Genomic DNA, 21,644 nt, shown 5'->3' with positions numbered 1-21,644 from the left:
TGTAAGGGTATAAATTTTTATGTTTCGCCTCGTTTTATACCTTATCGGGTATGATTTTATAGAGCAAATATAAAATAAGCAACCTATTGCACTTATTATACGCAGCAGGTTGCTTATTTCTCAATTTCATTTTTTAAATCAAACCACCTATAGATAAAAACAGTGGTGCAAACACTAAGGACACGATTGTCATAAGCTTAATTAGTATATTAATAGCAGGTCCCGAGGTATCTTTAAAAGGATCTCCTACTGTATCTCCTACTACTGCTGCCTTATGAGTTTCACTTCCTTTTCCACCATAATGACCATCTTCGATATATTTTTTAGCATTATCCCATGCTCCACCAGCATTCGACATAAATATGGCAAGAAGAACTCCTGTCACCAGGGTTCCTGCAAGCAAGCCACCCAAGGCTTCTGTTCCAAGTACAATTCCTACTACTAAAGGTGAAGCCACTGCCAAAACACCTGGTATAATCATTTCTTTTAATGCTGCATTTGTTGAGATTCGCACACAAGATGCATAGTCTGGTTTCGTAGTTCCTTCCATAATTCCCGGCATGCTTTTAAATTGTCTTCTAACTTCTTCAATCATTTGATAAGCTGCTTTTGACACAGAATCCATGGTAAGAGCTGAAAATAGGAAGGGTAACATTCCTCCAAGGAAAAGCCCAATGACTACCTTTGCATTCAAAATATCAATGGTATCAATCTGTACAGCCTGAGCATAAGATACGAAAAGTGCAAGGGCTGTAAGCGCTGCTGAACCAATCGCAAATCCTTTTCCGATTGCTGCTGTGGTATTTCCTACCGCATCCAGCTTGTCTGTAATCTCTCGGACGCTTTTATCAAGCCCAGCCATCTCTGCAATTCCTCCTGCATTATCCGCAATCGGTCCATAGGTATCTACTGCGATGGTCATTGCGGCAGTAGACAACATTCCAACAGCCGCCAAGGCAATTCCATACAATCCATATACCATATATGCAACAAATATTCCGCCACAAATCAAAAGAATGGGGAACGCTGTAGAACGCATTCCTACTGCCAACCCGCTGATAATGGTGGTTGCTGCACCTGTCTGGGATTGTTCTCCAATTCTTTTGACTGACCGGTATTCTGCAGAAGTATAAATTTCAGTTACGGCTCCAATTAAAATACCCACGGCCAATCCTGCAACAATTGCAATGGCACCCTTAAAGTTTCCAAACAAAACCTTACTGAATACACATGCAACTATGATTACCAATACACTGGAAATATAAGAACCCATTTTTAATGCGCTGTGGGGATTTGCATTTTCATTTCCCTTCACAAAAAATGTTGCAATCATAGATGCCAAAAGACCAAATCCTGCAATCACAAGCGGAAACAATACTCCACTTTCCTGATAGAAGATTAGTCCTAAAGTAACGGCTGAAACAATCGCTCCAACATAGGATTCAAATAAGTCTGCCCCCATACCAGCGACATCTCCCACATTATCTCCTACATTATCTGCAATTACCGCTGGATTTCTTGGATCGTCTTCCGGAATTCCAGCTTCAACCTTTCCTACCAAGTCTGCACCTACATCTGCCGCCTTGGTATAAATTCCTCCTCCTACTCTTGCAAAAAGAGCAATGGAAGATGCACCTAAGCTAAAGCCTGACAGCACCTCCGTGTTTTTCGTAATAATGTAAATCAAACTGACACCCAAAACACCTAAGCCTGAGACACACATCCCCATGACTGCACCGCCATTAAAGGCGATGGATAGTGCCTTGTTCATTCCAGACACTCTTGCCGCATTCGCAGTCCGTACATTTGCCCGTACTGCCATATTCATGCCAAAATTTCCTGAAAAAGTAGAAAAAGCGGCTCCCACTAAAAAACACACCGCTGTCACAACACTTCCAATCCCCAACCAAATCACAAAAAACAACACTACAACAAAGATAATCAGAATTTTGTATTCTGCATTCAAGAAGGCTGATGCCCCCTCGCGGATAGCTCTTGCTATCACTTTCATTTTTTCTGTTCCTGGGTCTTCCCGTCTCACCTTGATTGCTAAATAGACAGCAAACAAAAGGGCAAGCGCTCCCAACAAAGGAACAATTGTCCATAATACTTTCATTTTTTCAAACCTCCCAAAGTTTTCTATTAATTTGAATATATCATACTTTGTTCTCTGAATAAACCCACGTATGTAAAAAAATACACAAATTTCTTCGAAAAAATCGGTGTGTTTTTAAAATTTTTCAGTTTAGCTTTTGATTGCCCATCTCATTTTTGTAGAGCGGGCTCTGCTATTACGGTTACATTCTTCCCCAGAAGGCCGTATAACATTTTCAGAAATTTCACTATATATTCTTTCTCTTTTCAAACGTTTAAAAGACTTTTTAACGAGCCTGTCTTCTCCTGAATGAAAAGTAAGAACTGCAATGCGTCCTCCGTGATTCATTACTTTCGGAAGTTTTTCCAAAAACTGATACAGCACTTCCAATTCACTGTTCACATCAATTCGAAGTGCCTGAAAGCTTCTCTGAGAGGATTTTTTTACTGCTTCTTTTCTTTCCATCTCTGGCAGAAAAGAAAGTGCATCCTCAATAATCTGCCGAAGCTTCTGTGTCGTATCTACAGAATTCCCCTTTTTTATTTCTCTTGTAACAGCTTCTGCAATTTCCTCTGCATAAGGTTCATCTGAATTTTCCCACAACATTCCCTGGAGCTCATCTTTTGTTAACTCTTTTAATCGGTCAGCTGCGGAGGTTCCTCTTTCCGAATCCAGTCTCAAGTCCAAAGGACCTTCCGTTTTATAGGAAAAGCCTCGCTTAGGATTATCAATCTGCATAGAGGAAACTCCAAGATCCACTAACGCAAAATCAAACAAACCGGATTCTTCAATAATCTGATCCACTTCGGCAAAATTCAAGTGATTCACCTGAAGTATATTTTCTCCGTATCCTGCATCTTCAAGACGTTTTTTCGTTTTTTCCAGCTCGATGCCGTCCACATCAAAGGCATAGATTTTTCCTTCGCCTTTTAGCTGTTCAAGCATTTCCTTGGTATGTCCCCCATAACCTAAGGTACCGTCGAAGCCAGTCTGCCCCGGTTGTATTGACAAAAAATCCAATATCTCATTTACCATGATTGAGCGATGCATTCCCACAGGTGTAATCCCTTTTTGCATAACATGCTCTATGGTATCTGGATATTTTTCAGGCTGAAGTTCCTTATATTTTTCCTCAAATTTTTTTGGGTGAGTTCCTTTATATCGTTTCCGTCTCTTATAGGTTTTTTCCTGTTCTTCCATATCTTTCTCTCCGTTCTTTCCCTGTTCTAATCCTGATTTTATCACGATGGCTCTCCAATGTAAAAGAAAAACCTCCTATCCGAATAATGATAAGAGGTTTTTGCCACTTTACTATCTTGAATTCTTTTTTGACTCGACATCGAAAATAACTGCACCTAGCAAAACAAGACCCTTTACCACCTTTTGCCAGTTTGCATCAATTCCCATAATGGACATTCCTAGGTTGATAACACCCATCAAGGTTGCACCCACAATTACGCCAGGAATGGTTCCACTTCCTCCGTATGCTGATGCGCCGCCAATAAAGCAGGAACCAATTGCATCCATTTCATAGCTGTCACCTGCCGTAGGATTCGCAGAGTTTAATCTTGCAATTGTTACCATTGCAGCTACTGCTGCCAGCAATCCCATGTTAGCATATGCAATAAAATATACCCGATTCGTATTAATACCTGATAGTTTTGCTGCCTTTTCGTTTCCACCCACTGCATAAAAATGCCTTCCAATCGTGGTTTTTGATGTAACATATCCATAGATTATTACAATGACTAAAATCCATAACAGGATGTTGGGGATTCCTTTATACATTCCCAACCGCCACATTAGTACAATCATAACTAAACTTATCAAGGCACACTTAATAATATCGTTTGTGATACTTCCTACCTCGTATCCTTTTTTAACTCTTTGCATCCTTTGTCTGAATTGAAGTAGTACAAAGATAACCGCTGCTACAATTCCAACAACCAAGCTGGTAATATTAAAATTCTCACCATGGAAAAAATCAATAATATAGCTGTTAAACAGATTTAAATAATTCTGAGGCATCGGTGCTACCGTGTAACCTTGAAGCACAATATTTGATAACCCTCTAAACATCAGCATCCCTGCCAGTGTTACAATAAATGGCGGAATTCTTCTGTATGCAATCCAAAATCCCTGCCAGATTCCGATTGCTAATCCTACCGCCAACATAATGATAATACAAAGAATCATGTTCATTCCTTTTTTTACCATTAAGGTGGCTCCTACTGCACCTACAAAACATACGACAGAACCTACACTAAGATCGATATTTCCTCCTGTTAAAATACATAGAAGCATACCCGTTGCCAGAATAAATACGTATGCATTTTGCGATATCAAGTTATTAATATTCTGTGGATAAATCAGACGCCCCTGTGTCTGCCATGTAAAAAACAATGCAACAATTACCAGCACAATAATCATTGTATATTTTTTTAAAAACGTCCCTACACTCTTCTCCTTCATTCGTTCTTCTCCTTTCCAGATTTTATAATATGTGACATGATTTTCTCTTGAGTTGCTTCCTTTGCATCTAGTTCTCCAGCAATCTGCCCACTATTCATAATGTAAATGCGATCCGACATTCCGAGAACCTCCGGAAGCTCTGAGGAGATCATAATCACCGATTTCCCTGCTGCTACTAAATCATTGATAATGCAGTAAATCTCGTACTTTGCACCTACATCGATTCCTCTTGTAGGTTCATCCAATATTAGAATATCTGGCTCAGCAAACATCCATTTGGAGAGAAGGACCTTTTGCTGATTTCCTCCGCTTAAATTCCCAACATTTTGCTCCACACTCGGTGTTTTTGTCCGAAGCTTGTCCTTGAATTCATTCGCCACTGCAATTTCTTTATCTGCATCAATAACCCCTCTTTTGCTCACCCCCTTCAGGTTTGCAAGAGTTGTATTAATACGTATTGGATTGCTTAGGATTAGACCATTGTCTTTTCGGTCCTCAGTAACGTAAGCAATTTTATGATCAATTGCTTCTCTCTCTGTATTTAAGCTTACCTCTTTATTATTAATCAGTAATTGTCCGGAAATTTTCTTTCCATAGCTTTTACCGAATATACTCATTGCCAGTTCTGTTCTTCCTGCCCCCATTAATCCTGAGATTCCAAGAACCTCTCCTTTTTTCACATAGAGGGATACGTCATCAACCACCTTCCTCTCTGAATACAGAGGATGATAAACCGTCCAATTCTTTACTTCAAGGGCTTTTTCAATAAGGTTCTGAGCCTCTCTCTTTGGGTAACGGTCTGTTAATTCACGGCCTACCATGCCTTGAATGATTCTTGCCTCTGTTACATTGTCCCCTTGTTTATCCAAGGTCTCGATTGTAGCTCCATCACGGATTACCGTGATTTTATCTGCAATGTATTCAATTTCATTTAACTTATGGGAGATGATTATTGATGTCATCCCTTGCTTTTTAAACTCTAATAATAAATCTAACAATGCTTTCGAATCTTCCTCATTTAGCGAGGAAGTAGGTTCATCTAAGATTAGCAGTTTTGCTCTTTTTGCAAGTGCCTTTGCAATTTCAACCAATTGCTGCTTTCCAGTACCTATATCCTTGATTTGCGTTCTTGAAGACTCCTTTAAGCCTACCTGTTTTAAATATTTATCTGCTTCTCCATAGGTTTGATTCCAATCAATGCTATAGGATTTCCCCTGTTCATTCCCTAAATACATATTCTCACCGATTGTCATTTCCGGAACCAAGGCCAGCTCCTGGTGAATGATTACAATACCAACGGACTCACTGTCTTTTATCTTTCCAAACTTACAAACTTCACCCTCATAAAAAATATCACCTTCATAACTCCCAAAAGGATAAATACCACTTAAGACATTCATTAAAGTAGATTTTCCGGCACCATTTTCTCCTACCAAAGCATGTATTTCACCTTCTTCTACTTTCAAATTTACATTATCCAAGGCCTTGACTCCAGGGAAGGTTTTTGTAATGTTTTTCATTTCCAATAATGTCTTGCTCAAAAGTCTGCCTCCTTTCCTTTTCTGTAACAAAGGCGGGGGATACCCCGCCTCTATCTGTTTATTTCAATTCATCTGCTGTATAGTATCCTGAATCAATCAACATTTCTTCGTAGTTCTCTGTTGTTACAACGGTTGGGTCACAAAGATAAGTTGGAATAATACCAGTTCCATTATCATAAGATTCTGTATCATTTGTTTCTGCTTCTTCTCCACTCATAATTGCATCAACCATTTTAACTGTTTGCTCTGCTAATTTACGAGTATCCTTAAATACTGACATAGATTGTTTGTCGATTAACATATTTTTCATGTTTGCAACATCACAGTCCTGACCTGTAATAATTGGCCATTCCCCTGTATAATTGCCTTCCAAGGAATTGGTTACCCCAAGTGCTGTTGAATCATTAGAGCAAAGAACTGCATCTAATTTTTTATCTGCATAGTTGGAGCTCAAAATCGCATCCATTCTAGCCTGAGCTTTTTCTGTTGACCAATCGGCTGTTGCACACTCTTCTTTCTTTACTTGTCCTGATTGTACAACGAGCTTTCCTGAATCAATGTATTCCTGAATTACATCCATTGCTCCACCAAAGAAGAAGTTTACATTATTATCTCCTGGATCTCCGGTAAATATTTCAATGTTAAATGGACCATCTGCATTTTTAAGGTCTAAGTTTTCTACTAGGTATTCGCCCTGCTTTTGCCCTACCAAATAGTTGTCAAAAGTAGCGTAGTACTCAACTGCTGTAGAATTCATAATCAAACGATCATAAGAGATGACTGGAATTCCCTGCTCCTCCGCAGTTGCCAATGGAGTTCCTAAAGATTCTCCATCGATGGAAGCAATCACAAGCAGCTCACAACCTCCTGATATCATGTTCTCAATTTGTGATACCTGAGTTGCTACATCATTACTTGCATACTGAAGATCCACCTCATACCCTGCTGCCTCCAGTTGCTTTTTCATGTTTTCCCCATCTTGGTTCCAACGCTGTAAGTCCTTTGTTGGCATGGCCACACCGACTTTTCCAGTTCCCGCTTCTGTCTTCTTTTCAGCCTTATCTTCTTTGTTATCTGCTCCACCACTACCGGTGCTTGAACACGCTGCTAAGGATACCAGCATTACAGCAGACAATGCAACAACTACGAGTTTCTTCCATTTGTTTTTCATACTTACTTTACCTCCATTTTTTCCTTCATTAATTTGTTAAATTCACTTTATCATCTTGGAATTAGGACATGTTTGCAATTACCTGTACATTTTTACAAAAGTGCAAACAAAAAATAAAAGTACTAGCACTTTTTTGTGCTAATACTTTTATTTTTATTGCTACTGTGCCTCAACGTTTAAATATACTTCTTCCCGCAAATGAAATCCTGAATCAATAATAATCTCATCCATGCTTTCTTTTGTTACTGCTATCGGAAGTAATCCGCGGTATTCAACAGCTGCACCATTTTCAATCGTTTTCATCTGAGAAATATCACCAATGGTTCCAATATCCTCTTTATTAATCAGCTTTATCGTGCATTCCGCAGCTACCTTGGCCAATTCTTCTATTGGTTTATATACGGTCATTGACTGGGTTCCCTCTACCACTCGCTGGCAAGCCTCCAGATCTGCATCCTGTCCCACAACAATAACCTCTCCTGCTTTTTGCATCTCACTTAAGGCTCTTATAGCGTAACCCGCCAGCCCATCATTTCCACACATAACTGCATCAATCTTAGTATTTCCCACACTTTCAAAAGCCTCTGTAACAGCCAAAAATCCATTTTCTGGCGTCCATGCCTTCACATTGTTTTTATAAATGATTTTCCATTTATCATCTGTTATCTTTCGTTCAAAACCACTTGCCACATCGATACTGTTTGTATCCATTTCCGGGCCACAAATCATCACAATATTGCCTCCGTCCGGAAGCTTATCCATAATCATCTCCGCCATTTTTTGTCCTACAATTTCATTATCTACTGTCAAATACAAATCTGTCTTTGCACTTTGTATCAAACGGTCATAGGACACTACCACAATGCCAGCATTTCTGGCCTCTCTTACCACGTCTGAAAGCTGATAGCAGTTTACTGCCACAATAACAATTGCGTCCATTTTTTCTTCAATAAACTTTTTAATTTGTTCCCGCTGCTTATCCTCATCCCCATTTGCATTTTGGACGTCTACCTTTGCACCCAGCTTTTGGGCAGTTGATAAAAACACATCTCGATCCCGAATCCACCGATCCAGCACAAAGGTATCAAAGGTAATTCCTATTTTGGCCTTTTCCTTCTCAGATTTTTTTTCTTCTTTCACACTTTCTGTATTTGCACAGGACATACTCATGGTTAAGAGAAGTAGAACCACTACAATGCTTATATACCTTTTTTTCTTATTCATCAGCCCTCTTCTCCCTGTAATCTGTCGGTGTTTTTCCTGTCCATTTTTTAAAAATCCTACTAAAATAATTTGGGTCGCTGTATCCAGAATCGTGACAAATTTCTTTAATACTCTTATCACTGTTCTGCAATGCATCCTTTGCATAGTCCATTCGCAGTTCGGTTACATATTCTATGTAATTCACTCCTTCACACTCTTTAAAGAGTTTGCTCAAATAGTAAGGGCTGATGCCAATCTCTTTTGCAATATAATCAAGTGATAATTCCTCTGCGAAGTGATTTCTAATGTGTTCTTTTGCTTTTTCCACAACATTTCCGGTTTTCTCCTGTTGCTTCATAGCAATATGCCCCGCCGCATCTCCCATCTTATTGGTAAACCACAAAGTAATTTCCTGATAAGTATAAAAAGAAAGTAATTTTTCCATATAACCTTCGCGGTTATCCAGACGATACACCATACTTCCCTGCATATATGCCAGACGTTCTGCCCATAAAATAAACTCAATTACTTTTAGACGAACCGTATGATTTAAATTGGGCATCTTACTCTCTATCCAATACATATACTTCTCACTCAACTCTCTCGTATCCTCTGCATTTCCTCTTTCAATCGCCTGAAAAAGCTCTTTTTCCAAATCAATCGGATAATCCTCCTCATACAAACAGCTCACTGGCAAATCCTTTGCATGCGTGACCTTTCCAACTCCCTGATGCAGAGTTTGCGTTGCTTCACTATAGGATTCCTGCATATGATTCCGCTTACATACTGTGCCAATCCCTGCCTTAAACCGCAGGTTACTTTGCTTTTCCATTTTACGGAGAAGGGCTCTTATGTTATCAATAATCTTAATGCGGTTCTCGTAGGCCTCCTCTTTTTTCTCACAAGGCACAAAGACAATAATTTTATTTGCCATCACTTCGCTGACAAGTCCATTTGTGGACTCTTTGATCAATTCTCTCATTTTGAGATACTGCTTTTTCAGATCAATACCCGCTCCAATGCTATTCGTAAGCTGGCCCTTGTGAAAGTCACTTCCACACATGATTACAATGGCGTATCCATAGTCTTCCTCAATTTCCAACAACTCATAGTATCCCAACCCATCTTGATAGATAGCATCTGCATCCATAATCATACTGTAGATTGCTCCTCCCTCGATCAGAGGAAGCACCGCTTCCAGCTTTTCTTTAATCAGTAAATCCGATTTGATTTTTCTTTTCCTCTCGTCAACTTTTTTCTTTGCTTTTCTGAGAATTTCACATAATACATCTCTATTAATCGGTTTTGTAAGATAAGAAAAGACTCCAATATCAATAGCTGCCTGACTATATTCAAATTTGTCATAGGCTGTTAAGACAATAAAAAGCACATTTTTATTATCTTTTCGGATTTCCTCCATAGCCTCAATTCCATTAATACCCGGCATCTGGATATCCATCATAATAATATCCGGTCGAAAACTTTCTGCAAGCTCAATGGCTAACCTCCCGTTTTTTGCCGTCTCAATCTCCCATTCATCGGAAAAATTTTTCTTCAATATAAATTGTATGGACTCTCTTACAATTCCCTCATCATCACATATTAATACTTTCACAGCTCTCTGCTTCCTTTCGGTAAATATATCACAACCTTGGTTCCTTCGTCCAAAGACTGAATGTCCATAATATCTTTCTCATTATAATAACTTCTCAAACGGTTAATAACATTATTTAATCCAATCCCTGTAGAGTCCTTTTCGTTTTCCCCTGCATCTGGAACTCCCGTCAAAATTTTTTCGATTGTCTCCTTCTTTATTCCCACTCCGTTATCTGTAATGCTTATACATACTTTTTCCTGATCACTATAGATTCCTAAATCAATTCTGCCTTCCCTCTCAATTTCTTTGATTCCATGATTAACGGCATTTTCTACAATTGGTTGGAGAATCATTCCTGGCATTTCGATATCTAAAAACCTCTCATCAACTTGCTTATTATAAATAATCTCACCAGAAAAACGCACATTTAAAATATAAATATAATGGTCAATCAAATTCACTTCTTCTAAGAGAGTAGTGCTCTTTCCCATTTTTCGCACATTATACCGGAAGAAATCCGCCATATGTTCAATAAAAAGACATGCCTTTTCGGCTCCTTCCATCATAGCTAACTGGGCTCCTGCATTTAAACTATTAAATAAAAAGTGAGGGTTTATTTGAGCTTGTAAATACCTCAGCTGAGCCTCTTTCAAATCATTTTTAATCAGAAGTTCATTCTCCTTAAGTTCGCTTTCCCGCCTTAAATTTTCTTTTGTTTCCTCAATATGGGAGCGGATACTATCCATCATCTTGTTGCAAGCCTTTGCAACTGCAGTAATTTCATCACCGGTTTCCACAATAGGAAAGTCTACTTCCATGTTCCCTTTCGCAATCTCTGTTGCCACATTTGCCAGTTCGACTAATGGCTTTGTAATATTTCGTGTCATCGAAGCGGTCCAAATAATTCCCAAAAGAAAAACAATACCCAGAACAATAATACTAAAAATCATTGTGTAGCCTAGTATCGCCCTCAACACCTCATAATTGTGTGCATTTTGCAGGAAAACAGTGGTATTAATGCTGTTGATATTCGATTGAATATAATCATAAATCCTATTACTTTCCTCGTAGGCCTCCCGGTATTTTGTAACATCCCGCCCTCTTTTTGCACTGATGGCCTCACTCGTAAGCTCCAAGTAGGATAAGGACATGTTATAAACATTTTTTTCTGCAAGGGTGTTGGCATTAGCAGTTGCTTCTTTCGTCAACAGCTTTAGCTGTTCCCGATACTCCTGTTCATTTGCATAATAGCTTTCTAAAGAATCCGATCCCTTGGTATTTAAATATTGATAAAGCTGGCCCTTGGTATCCTTTAAACATTCTGACAAATCATTTAATTGAATATTACTGCTATAAACTGTGTCAATCTGACCGATTGCCTTATTTAAATTCAAGTAGATAAAAGCATTAATCAAAAACACCATCACAAATACTACCAAAAAAACGCGAATTAGCTTTCCACCTATTGAATTAGTTTTCTTTTTGTTTTTCATAATCCTTCACATTCTTCTGCGTTATTAACTGAGATTCTACGGGTATGTAGTCACTTACATATTCTTTGGTCAAATAGTCGTACATAGCCCCAACTCCATATTCGCCCATTTCATCTGCATTGATTGCAATCGTTGAATCAATAATTCCTTTCAGAATATTTTCTTCAATCTTATCTGAAATATAGCTGCCAATAATACGAACTTCCCCTACCAGATTGTAATCCACCAAACATTGACTGGCACTCATCGTATCGACTGCACTGAGACAAATTAATATATCTGGTCTTTCCTCTTGAGGCAGGAGAATATCTCTCACAATTTCCTCTGATTCAAACTCTCCCTTCCCGCCAGTAATTCGTGAGGAAAGAGAAAAAAACTGTTCACTCTTCTCCACCACATCCGCTATTGCTGAATAGGTCAGGTTAGAAGGACTGTTCCCATTATCTGAGGGCAGCAAAACAACTACCTTTTGGTTCTTTTGATTGGTCGTACCAACAATTTGATGTCCAAAGCTCTCACCTAATGTATATTCATTGACGCCTATAAAGCTTTTTCTTTTACTTCCTGCAGCATCACTTCCAACAGTTATAACAGGTATCTCATGCTCATCTGCCTTCTGTATCAAGTCCTTCGTTTCCTGTCTTTGATCCCCTTTTAAGATAATTCCGTCTACACGGGCAGCAATTGCCATATCCATTAGCTCATCTTTCGTATAATTTTCTCTCAGTTCTCCACCGAAATTTTCTACCAATATCCCTTTTTCTTTTCCGGCCTTCTTTGCATACTCAATTACTGATTTCCAAAAAATGTCTTCTTTGTTTTCCACAATCATTGCGATGTGATATTTATATTCTTCCTTTGTATCGGATGAACTGCTATTACCTTTGAGTAATCTGGACTGAAAAAAACGAAACCCGACCATAATCCCAATAAGTATCGCTACAATTAGGATCATACTCAGTATCATCTTATTCTTTTTATAATTCATAGCTTCCGCTTCCTATTGTTCTTATTGTCGTGCTAAAAAATGCTTTCATCCCTTTAATCATATATTCAATATCTTTGGCACCGGCACATTCATAAGGGGAATGCATTGCAAGTTGTGCCAACCCAATATCCACTGTGTTGACAGAGGTTTTTGTGTTTGCAATATTTCCAAGGGTCGAGCCACCAACAACATTCGATGGATTCACAAAATCCTGCACTGGCACCCCTGCTTTTTTACATATATCTACAAAGATTCCTCTGGATACACCATCTGTCGTGTATTTTTGATTCGCACTATGCTTAATGACGATCCCCTCATTCATATAAACCCGATTTACCTCATCGCTTTTTTCTGGAATATTAGGATGTACACCGTGGGCATTGTCTGCTGAAACCATAAAACTGTTGGCTAATGCAGTAAAATACTCTTCCTTCTCTCGTCCCAAGCTAAGATTGATTCTACAAAGAACGTCTTCTAAGAAAGAGGAACCCGCTCCTTGCTTGGTCTGACTTCCGACTTCTTCATTATCAAATACACAGTATACATTGACATTTTCTTTTCCTCTTCCCTGTAAAAAGCCCTGAAGACTTCCATAAGCACACATCAGATTATCAATTCTTGGTGCTCCAATATATTCTTTTTCCAGTCCCCAAACCGTACCTGGCTGCCTATTGTAGACAAATAAGTCTTTCCCCAGAATATTTTCTGCTTCTACTCCAGCTTTTTTTGCTACTCTTTCCATGAGTTTACCTTCCTGGCTTCCATCTCCCATAAGGGGAATCAAATCCTTCTGCACATTATAAGCATACCCATTGTTGGCTTCTCGGTTCATGTGGATTGCCAGATTGGGAATCATAAGTAAGTCCTCTTCAATATTCACCAAAAGGCTTCTAATCTTATTTCCATCTTTCACCATGATTCGACCTGCCACAGACAGCGGTCGGTCAAACCAAGGAGCCATTAGCATTCCACCATAGCCTTCCACGTTTAGTGAAGTGTATCTTTTTCCTCTCAAAAGCTCTGGTTTTTCTTTGATTTTAAAGCAAGGCGAGTCGCTATGACTTGCCACAATCTGATATCCTCCAAAACTCTTTTTCGGAATCTTAAATGCAATTACAGATGAATCATTCCTTGTGACAAAGTATCCTTTTTGAGGTTCTAGCTTCCACTTTTCCCCCTCTTCTAACTTCTGATATCCCTTGTCTTCTAATGTAAAACATATGTTTTGAACTCCATGAAAGGCGGTAGGACTTTTTTCCAAAAAATTCAATAACTCCTTATTATAATCTTTGCTCATTGTAAATTCTCCCTATTATTTTCTTTCCGCGCTACTACTGGCATAATCAGCCCTAATAGAATAAACACAACAGGTGTTGCAATATTTAAAATTAATTCAAAAGGATTCTCCGAATAAATTCCACCAATACACGCGGCTGCAGTAATTAGAAAGCACCATCCACCAAAGAAAATTCCCAATCCCTTCCCTTTTACGAAATGATACTCCGTTGGAAATTTGTCTGCCTGCTTTTTCAATGCAATGTAGGCCACAAATACCCACAAATACCGGAGTGGCATGCAGACTGCATTGACACGAATCAACCAACGCACTAATTGATCCACACTTCCGATTCCGAAAGCCGGGATAATAATTAATAATCCTACAATAATAAAGACTAAAATATGTCCGTTAACATAGGCGCCATATTGATTTCGTTTAAAGAAAAATTTCGGTATATATTCTTCGTCAGCACTGTCTAAAAGCATCAGCAATGGTGCATCAATAGACATAATCAAAACCGCAAACTGGCAGGTTAGATTGGTAAGGGCATAGAGTATAACAAAGAACTTGCCAACATGATAGTAAGAGCCCAATTTTTCAAATGCATAGTAAGCACCATTTGTCATTAGGTCTCCCGGAATATTATTAGAATCAAACATCATCCCCATGGCAACCGTACCTAGAATTGCACAAATACTAATCATCACTGTCATCGCAATCATACCTTTTGCAAAATCCTTCGAAGGGTCCTTCATTTTATTTACATAAGGGGAAATTTTTTCACATCCTCCTACAGAGAAAACAAGGATCGAAAAACTTGTAAAGAATGCCACATCAAACTTCGGCATAAACGTTTTTAGGGACCAGTCAATTGCAATTGTCTGATCTCCTGCTATTGCTGGCGCTGCCATCATTAAGACAATATACAAAATGGACATTACAAACATTGCCATTCCTGCAACTGATGCCAGTTTTTTCAAGATACTGATTCCCCTTCTTGCAAGAACAAGAGCTAAAATGAAAATACCGAAACATATAAGTTGCATAGTTAATGTATTCATTTCACTAATGCGAGAATCCTGAAAAACCACCCAGCTTAGAGCAATCAAAACAGAATTCGGTTTTTGAGATATATAAGGCATATGAACAATCCAATAGGTCCATCCTGCGTAATAAGCCATCCTTGCACCTATCGTGCTTTGAATCCAGGAACTCACCCCGCCTCCTGCATCTTTAAAGGCAGAGCCAAGCTCTCCTACCATCAATGCATAGGGTACAAAATAAAGGGCAAAAATAATCAGCCATGGAAGAATTGCTTTCAGTCCTCCATATTCCGAAAATCCATTTATCACATTTCCGAATCCCCAAACTCCGGTAAATGCCATAAAAGCCAAGGTATACCAATTCATTCTTTTTTGAGATGCAACTTGCTCCTTTTTCACTATCCATTACCTCTCTTTCTTTTTTCTTCTATTTTTCTTATTATACTCTTTATGAAAAAGGAATCCAACTACTTCCCATAGTGAATTCCTTCTAAAATCAATCCTTTTGCCGGAGCCGTAATCCCCTCCTGGGTACGTTCCTTTTTTTCCAGTATTTCTTTCACCTTTTCTGGTGTATAAAATCCTCGTCCCACGCGAATAAGCACTCCTGCAATAATACGAACCATGTTGTATAGAAAACCATTTCCTTCAACTGTAATTTGAATATCTGTACCATTTCTTTCTACTTGGAGCCTATAAATAGTACGTACCGTGTTTTCCACCTGAGACTTGATATTGCAAAAACTTGCAAAATCCTGTTCTCCCAGTAAATACTCTGCACCTTTCTGCATTTTCTCCACATCCAAGTCAAAGGAAACATGAGCCGCATAGAGACGTTTTAATGGATCTTCTCTTTTTTCATTGTGAATATTGTAAATATAAGTTTTCCGTATTTCATTTTGATATCTTGGGTGCCAAGCTGCATCTACTTCTTCCGAGGTCAGAATCACAATATCCTCAGGTAATTTCTGATTGATAGCATAGGAGAATCGCTCTCCAGGAATTGTGCTTTCCGTATCAAATACACCAACCTGTCCATGGGCATGTACGCCTGAATCCGTTCGGCTGGCACCTATAATGTGAATATCTTCACCTGTAAGCTTACCGATTGTCTTGTTTAGAATTTCCTCTACTGTAATTCCATTTTTTTGAATCTGCCAACCACAGTAATTCGTCCCATCATAGGCAATTATTAGTTTTATGCGTCTCATAGAGCCTCCTAGAATATCCAGATTCTCAGGGGATAATAGCGTCCAATCACAAAGATTACCACCACATAGAAAAGCATAATGAGATAAGCGTAATAGTCTCTCTTTTTGTATGCAAGGGGTTTCATCTTTGTTCTTCCTTCTCCACCGTGATAACCTCTTGATTCCATTGCCATGGCAAGATCCGTTGCCCTTCGAAAAGCCGAAATAAAAAGAGGAACCAATATTGGAATCATTGCCTTTGCTTTCTGGAATAAATTTCCACTTTCCAAATCTGCACCTCTGGCAATCTGGGCTTTCATGATTTTATCCGTTTCATCCAATAAAATTGGAATGAAGCGCAGCGCAATGGCCATAATCATTGCCACCTCATGTACTGGCACCTTGATTTTCTGCAAGGGTTTAAATAGCTTTTCAATACCATCCGTCAACTCATTTGGGGTCGTCGTAAAGGTCATAAGAGAAGAGCCAATAATTAAATAAATTAGTCGGATTCCCATATAGACAGCCGATCTGAGACCGCCTTCTGTAATCTTAACAAATCCAATTGAGAAGAGAACACTTCCTGTTCTCGTCAAAAAAAGATTAAAACATATTGTAACAAGAAGTAGTATCAGAATCGGTTTTAGTCCACGCATAATATAGGATAGGGGCACCTTTGACAAAGATACAACTACTCCCAGAAAAATTGTTACAATTATGTATCCCGATATGCTTTGGAAAATAAATAGAGAAATCAAATACAAAAAAGTAGACACAAGCTTTACTCTTGGGTCTAACCTATGCAATATACTTCTGGCTGGATAATATTGTCCGATGGTAATATCTCTAATCATGATTTTCGCTTCAGTCCTTTTATAATTTCTTTTGCTGCATCTTCTACTGTTCTTGCGTCTGTTTGAACCGGGAGTCCTTTCCCTTTCAATTCGTTCATGACATAGGTAATTTGAGGTGCTCCAAGTCCTACCTTCTCAAGCTCCTTATAGTGCGAGAAAACCTTCCCGGGTTCATCATCATAAAGCACTTTTCCCCGGTTCATCACAATAATACGTCCTGCGTATTTTGCAATATCCTCCATACTATGAGAAACCAAAATAACAGCAAGTTCTTTTCTCTGATGAAGATAAAATATCTGATCCAGGATTTCATCTCTTCCACGGGGATCCAGGCCTGCTGTTGGTTCATCTAATACCAAGAAGTCTGGCTCCATTGCCAAAACACCTGCAATGGCAACTCTGCGCTTTTGTCCTCCTGAAAGCTCGAAGGGAGATCTGATATAAAGCTCTTCTGCAATTCCAACCAACTCCAAGGCTTCTTTTGCTCTTTTTTCACATTCTTCTTCCGTTAGACCTTGATTTTTGGGACCAAAACATACGTCCTTTAAGACGGTTTCCTCAAATAACTGATGTTCTGGATATTGAAACACAAGGCCTACCTTGTTGCGCAGATTTTTCAGATTATAACCGCTCTGATAAATGCTTTCATCATTGAAATAGATGTTTCCCGAGGTTGCCTTGGTCAAACCGTTTAAGTGCTGGATTAATGTAGATTTCCCACTTCCTGTATGTCCAATAATCCCTAGAAATTCACCGTCATTTATTTGTAGATTAATGTCTCTTAACGCCTGCTTTTCATAGGCGGTTCCCTGGCTGTATACGTATTGTATGTTCTCTAATCTAATCGACATATTGCCTCTACCAACTCCTCTTCCCTTAAAATCCCAAGGGGAATATCCAATCCGTTCTTTCTTAACTCCCATGCCAAAAGAGTGACCTGGGGCACATCCAGCCGGTAATGCTTTAAGGTATCCACCTGTGAGAAAATCTCTTTGGGCTTTCCTTCCATTACCACTTGTCCGTGATCCATCACAAATACTTTGTCGGCATCAATTACTTCCTCCATAAAATGAGTAATTAAGATTACGGTTACATTTTTTCTTTTTTGCAAATCTCGAACAGCTTCCAGCACTTCTTTTCTTCCATTTGGATCCAACATTGCTGTTGGCTCATCTAAAACAATGCATTTCGGCTCCATTGCAACAACTCCGGCAATGGCAACTCTTTGTTTTTGCCCGCCAGAAAGTTTATTCGGTGATTGGTTTCGATATTCAAGCATTCCCACCGAGCGGAGGCTTTCTTCTACACGCTTCCAAATCTCCTCTGTAGGTACTCCTAAATTCTCAGGCCCAAACCCCACATCCTCTTCGACTACCGTTCCAATTATTTGATTATCTGGATTTTGAAATACCATACCGGCCGTTTTACGCACTTCCCAAAAAGTATCTGGATTCTTCGTATCCTTCTGATCCACCCACACAGTTCCTTCAGAAGGAAGAAGCAAGGCATTAATATGCTTTGCAAACGTAGATTTACCGGAACCGTTATGCCCTAAAATCGCAATAAACTGTCCCGGTTCAACCTCTATATTTACATGGTCAATTGCTTTGTATGTGCCGGCTATTTCACCGTTTTCATCTATTTGCTCATATTCGTAAGATACTTCTTCTGCTCGAATTATGCTCATTTTATCTAATACTTCCTTATGCTTTTACAGGTTCTTCGTAAGTTACACCCTTTGTATCCACTGTCATCGTCTTGATTCTCTGTTCATCCACTGGACGATCCTGAAAATTTGTTTCACAAGTAGCAATCTTGTCTACATTTTCCAAACCTTCAATAACTTTTCCAAAAGCTGCATAGGCTCCATCTAAATGTGGTGAATCCTTATGCATAATAAAGAACTGTGAACCTGCTGAATCTGGATGCATTGATCTTGCCATTGATAAAACACCAGCTGTATGAGCCAGATTATTTTCCACACCATTTTGTGAAAACTCACCTTTAATCCCATATCCTGGTCCACCTGTACCGATTCCATCCGGATCTCCTCCCTGAATCATAAATCCATTAATGACTCTGTGAAAGATTAATCCGTCATAGAAACCTTTGTTGATTAATGACACAAAATTATTTACTGTATTTGGTGCAATTTCTGGATAGAGCTCTGCTTTGATTATATCTCCGTTTTTCATCTCGATTGTTACGATTGGATTTTCCATTTATATACCTTCTTTCTTTATTTTTAATGTTCTAACCTATTGTAGAATAAAACGATTCATCCGTCAAATTAAGAATAAAATTCGTGCCTGGGAAATCATTCTCCCAGGCACTACCCTCCCATTCCATCATCAAATGCTTGTTTTTACTGCTTCCTCTACAAAACCTTTGATATTGGATACATTTGTTATCTTGTTAACCTTGTCTTTATCCACTACAACCAATGTAGGGGCAGACATTATTTTGTACTCTCTGCTTAAATCTTTTCTTTCCTCCGCATCAATCACTTCATAATCAATCTTTGCGTCATCCAGAATGTTCTTCGCCATAATACAATTCGGACAAGTCTTCGTTGTGAAAAGATAAGTCTTCGTCTTTTCTTTTTTCGGTACTTGTACCTTCACCTTCATAATAGTAGAAGAAACATCGTATTCTTTACGGTCTTTATACTCTTGGGTTTTTCCATCATTCCAATTTTGAATCGGTCTATAGTATCCAGTAATACGGCTATATACCTCCGTAGTTTCATTACAGTGAGGACATGAAAAATGTTCACCGGATAAATAACCATGGTTTTTACAAATTGAATACGTTGGAGACATGGTATAGTATGGAAGCTTATAATTTTCCGCAATCTTCTTTACTAAAAGTGCCGCAGATTTCCATGATGGGAGCTTTTCTCCTAAAAATGCATGGAATACCGTTCCAGATGTATACAGGGTTTGCAATTCATCCTGGACATCCAGTGCTTCAAACACATCTTCCGTATATCCTACCGGAAGGTGGGAGCTGTTTGTATAATAAGGAGTTTCCCCCTTATTCTCTGCAGATATGATTTCAGGAAATCTCTTTTTATCATGCTTTGCAAAGCGATACGTAGTAGACTCTGCCGGAGTTGCCTCCAGGTTGTATAAATCTCCATATTCTTCCTGATAATTGGAGAGTCTCTCTCTCATATGGTTCAACACATCTTTTGCAAACTCCTGGGTCTCTTTATGAGTCAGGTCTTTTCGAAGCCAGCTTGCATTTAGTCCCACTTCATTCATACCAATCAGGCCAATGGTAGAAAAATGGTTTTCAAAGCTTCCCAGATAGCGGTTTGTATAAGGATAGAGTCCTTCCTTTAAAAGCTTTGTAATAACAGTACGTTTAACGTGTAAGCTTCTTGCCGCAATATCCATCAAACGATCCAAACGGTGGTAAAAGTTCTCTTTATTGGATGCTTGATATGCAATCCTTGGTAAGTTGATTGTTACAACACCTACAGAACCTGTACTCTCACCACTTCCAAAGAAGCCACCCGATTTTTTCCTGAGTTCACGTAAATCCAAACGAAGTCTGCAGCACATGCTTCGTACATCACTTGGCTCCATATCACTATTAATGTAGTTTGAAAAATATGGGGTTCCATATTTTGCTGTCATTTCAAATAAAAGCTGGTTGTTCTGTGTGTCAGACCAGTCAAAATCTTTTGTAATGGAATAGGTTGGGATTGGATATTGGAATCCACGTCCTTGTGCATCTCCCTCAATCATAGTCTCAATAAAGGCACGGTTGATTAAGTCCATTTCCTCCTTACAATCACCATAAGTGAAGTCCATCTCCTTGCCTCCAACAATTGCTGGAAGATTGGCTAAATCATTTGGTACCGTCCAGTCCAAAGTGATGTTCGAAAAAGGTGCTTGTGTTCCCCATCTGGATGGCATATTCACGCCGTATATAAAGGTTTCAACACATTTTTTCACCTCTCTGTAGGATAAATTGTCTGTTCGAACAAAAGGTGCCAAATACGTATCAAATGATGAAAAGGCTTGTGCGCCTGCCCATTCATTTTGCATAATTCCAAGGAAATTTACCATCTGATTGCATAGTACACTTAAATGCTTTGCCGGAGCTGATGTAATCTTTCCTGATATTCCTCCAAGGCCCTCCTGAATCAATTGTTTCAAAGACCAGCCAGCACAATATCCTGTCAGCATTGACAAATCATGAATATGAATGTCTGCATCCCTATGAGCCTGGCCAATTTCATCATCATAAATTTCAGAAAGCCAATAATTAGCCGTAATTGCTCCCGAATTACTAAGAACAAGACCCCCTACTGAGTAAGTGACTGTCGAATTTTCTTTTACCCGCCAATCCATAACATTTACGTAACTATTAACAATTTCTTTATAGTCCAGCAGACTGGTATTTAGATTACGTACCTTTTCCCGCTGCTTACGGTAAAGAATATAACCTTTTGCCACATCTGCATATCCTGCTTTAATCAAAACATTTTCGACACTATCTTGTATGTCCTCCACTTGAACGAGTGAATCCTTTATTTTGGGTTCAAAATCTGCCGTTACCTTTAAGGCCAACATATCAATTACATCCTGATTGTATTCTTTGTCCTGAGCGACAAAAGCTTTTGCGATTGCTGAGCCAATTTTCACAAGATTAAAATCCGAAATTTTACCATCTCTTTTTATAACCTGATACATGTAATTCCCCCT

General features: G+C 38.9%; 17 protein-coding genes. All 17 read right to left on the bottom strand.

Annotated features, from left to right (window positions below; all coding sequences use genetic code 11):
- Positions 1 to 133: 133 nt before the first annotated feature.
- Positions 134 to 2,116 carry a sodium-translocating pyrophosphatase gene (locus tag NHH15_RS10540; protein ID WP_262066631.1) on the bottom strand — a complete coding sequence of 661 codons (1,983 nt, stop codon included), beginning with the start codon at positions 2,114 to 2,116 and terminating at the stop codon, positions 134 to 136.
- A gap of 129 nt (positions 2,117 to 2,245) precedes the next feature.
- Entirely contained in the window at positions 2,246 to 3,295 is a 1,050-nt protein-coding gene (gene rsmH, locus NHH15_RS10535; RefSeq protein WP_262066646.1) for a 16S rRNA (cytosine(1402)-N(4))-methyltransferase RsmH, read from the bottom strand.
- Positions 3,296 to 3,406: 111 nt separating this feature from the next.
- Positions 3,407 to 4,567 (bottom strand): multiple monosaccharide ABC transporter permease, encoded by a 1,161-nt coding sequence (gene mmsB, locus NHH15_RS10530; RefSeq protein WP_262066630.1) that lies wholly within the window; start codon positions 4,565 to 4,567, stop codon positions 3,407 to 3,409.
- Positions 4,564 to 6,108 carry a multiple monosaccharide ABC transporter ATP-binding protein gene (gene mmsA / locus NHH15_RS10525; protein ID WP_262066629.1) on the bottom strand — a complete coding sequence of 515 codons (1,545 nt, stop codon included), beginning with the start codon at positions 6,106 to 6,108 and terminating at the stop codon, positions 4,564 to 4,566. Before mmsA ends, mmsB begins: the two co-directional genes overlap by 4 nt.
- Before the next feature lie 58 nt (positions 6,109 to 6,166).
- Positions 6,167 to 7,279, bottom strand: coding sequence for a multiple monosaccharide ABC transporter substrate-binding protein (gene chvE, locus NHH15_RS10520; RefSeq protein ID WP_262066628.1), 1,113 nt, complete (start codon positions 7,277 to 7,279; stop codon positions 6,167 to 6,169).
- Positions 7,280 to 7,438: 159 nt separating this feature from the next.
- Positions 7,439 to 8,503, bottom strand: coding sequence for a sugar ABC transporter substrate-binding protein (locus tag NHH15_RS10515; RefSeq protein ID WP_262066627.1), 1,065 nt, complete (start codon positions 8,501 to 8,503; stop codon positions 7,439 to 7,441).
- On the bottom strand, positions 8,496 to 10,097 hold the full coding sequence (locus NHH15_RS15630) for a response regulator transcription factor (protein WP_262066626.1): 1,602 nt from the start codon (positions 10,095 to 10,097) through the stop codon (positions 8,496 to 8,498). Before NHH15_RS15630 ends, NHH15_RS10515 begins: the two co-directional genes overlap by 8 nt.
- The gene (locus tag NHH15_RS10505) at positions 10,094 to 11,572 is read right to left on the bottom strand and encodes a sensor histidine kinase (protein WP_262066625.1); all 1,479 of its coding nucleotides are present in this window, start codon (positions 11,570 to 11,572) and stop codon (positions 10,094 to 10,096) included. Before NHH15_RS10505 ends, NHH15_RS15630 begins: the two co-directional genes overlap by 4 nt.
- Positions 11,550 to 12,560 carry a sugar ABC transporter substrate-binding protein gene (locus tag NHH15_RS10500; protein WP_262066624.1) on the bottom strand — a complete coding sequence of 337 codons (1,011 nt, stop codon included), beginning with the start codon at positions 12,558 to 12,560 and terminating at the stop codon, positions 11,550 to 11,552. Before NHH15_RS10500 ends, NHH15_RS10505 begins: the two co-directional genes overlap by 23 nt.
- On the bottom strand, positions 12,550 to 13,857 hold the full coding sequence (locus tag NHH15_RS10495) for a M18 family aminopeptidase (protein WP_262066623.1): 1,308 nt from the start codon (positions 13,855 to 13,857) through the stop codon (positions 12,550 to 12,552). The genes NHH15_RS10500 and NHH15_RS10495 overlap by 11 nt, the downstream gene beginning before the upstream one ends.
- Positions 13,854 to 15,248, bottom strand: a complete 1,395-nt coding sequence (locus NHH15_RS10490) for an APC family permease (protein WP_262066645.1) — start codon at positions 15,246 to 15,248, stop codon at positions 13,854 to 13,856. The genes NHH15_RS10495 and NHH15_RS10490 overlap by 4 nt, the downstream gene beginning before the upstream one ends.
- Positions 15,249 to 15,349: 101 nt before the next feature.
- Positions 15,350 to 16,093, bottom strand: coding sequence for a tRNA pseudouridine(38-40) synthase TruA (gene truA, locus NHH15_RS10485; RefSeq protein WP_262066622.1), 744 nt, complete (start codon positions 16,091 to 16,093; stop codon positions 15,350 to 15,352).
- Positions 16,094 to 16,101: 8 nt separating this feature from the next.
- On the bottom strand, positions 16,102 to 16,926 hold the full coding sequence (locus NHH15_RS10480) for an energy-coupling factor transporter transmembrane component T family protein (protein WP_262066621.1): 825 nt from the start codon (positions 16,924 to 16,926) through the stop codon (positions 16,102 to 16,104).
- On the bottom strand, positions 16,923 to 17,777 hold the full coding sequence (locus tag NHH15_RS10475) for an energy-coupling factor transporter ATPase (RefSeq protein WP_262066620.1): 855 nt from the start codon (positions 17,775 to 17,777) through the stop codon (positions 16,923 to 16,925). The genes NHH15_RS10480 and NHH15_RS10475 overlap by 4 nt, the downstream gene beginning before the upstream one ends.
- Positions 17,762 to 18,613 carry an energy-coupling factor transporter ATPase gene (locus tag NHH15_RS10470; protein ID WP_262066619.1) on the bottom strand — a complete coding sequence of 284 codons (852 nt, stop codon included), beginning with the start codon at positions 18,611 to 18,613 and terminating at the stop codon, positions 17,762 to 17,764. Before NHH15_RS10470 ends, NHH15_RS10475 begins: the two co-directional genes overlap by 16 nt.
- A gap of 16 nt (positions 18,614 to 18,629) precedes the next feature.
- A complete protein-coding gene (locus NHH15_RS10465; protein ID WP_262066618.1) occupies positions 18,630 to 19,148 on the bottom strand; it encodes a peptidylprolyl isomerase in 519 nt (172 codons plus the stop codon).
- A 129-nt stretch (positions 19,149 to 19,277) separates the two neighbouring features.
- Positions 19,278 to 21,632 (bottom strand): ribonucleoside triphosphate reductase, encoded by a 2,355-nt coding sequence (locus NHH15_RS10460; protein ID WP_262066617.1) that lies wholly within the window; start codon positions 21,630 to 21,632, stop codon positions 19,278 to 19,280.
- Positions 21,633 to 21,644 lie beyond the last annotated feature (12 nt).

It is taken from the genome of Aequitasia blattaphilus (assembly GCF_024721305.1).
In the GTDB taxonomy this organism is placed as follows: Bacteria; Bacillota; Clostridia; order Lachnospirales; family Lachnospiraceae; genus Aequitasia; species Aequitasia blattaphila.
Note: the sequence above shows the minus strand (reverse complement) of the source record. Positions and strands in the feature narration are given on the sequence as shown.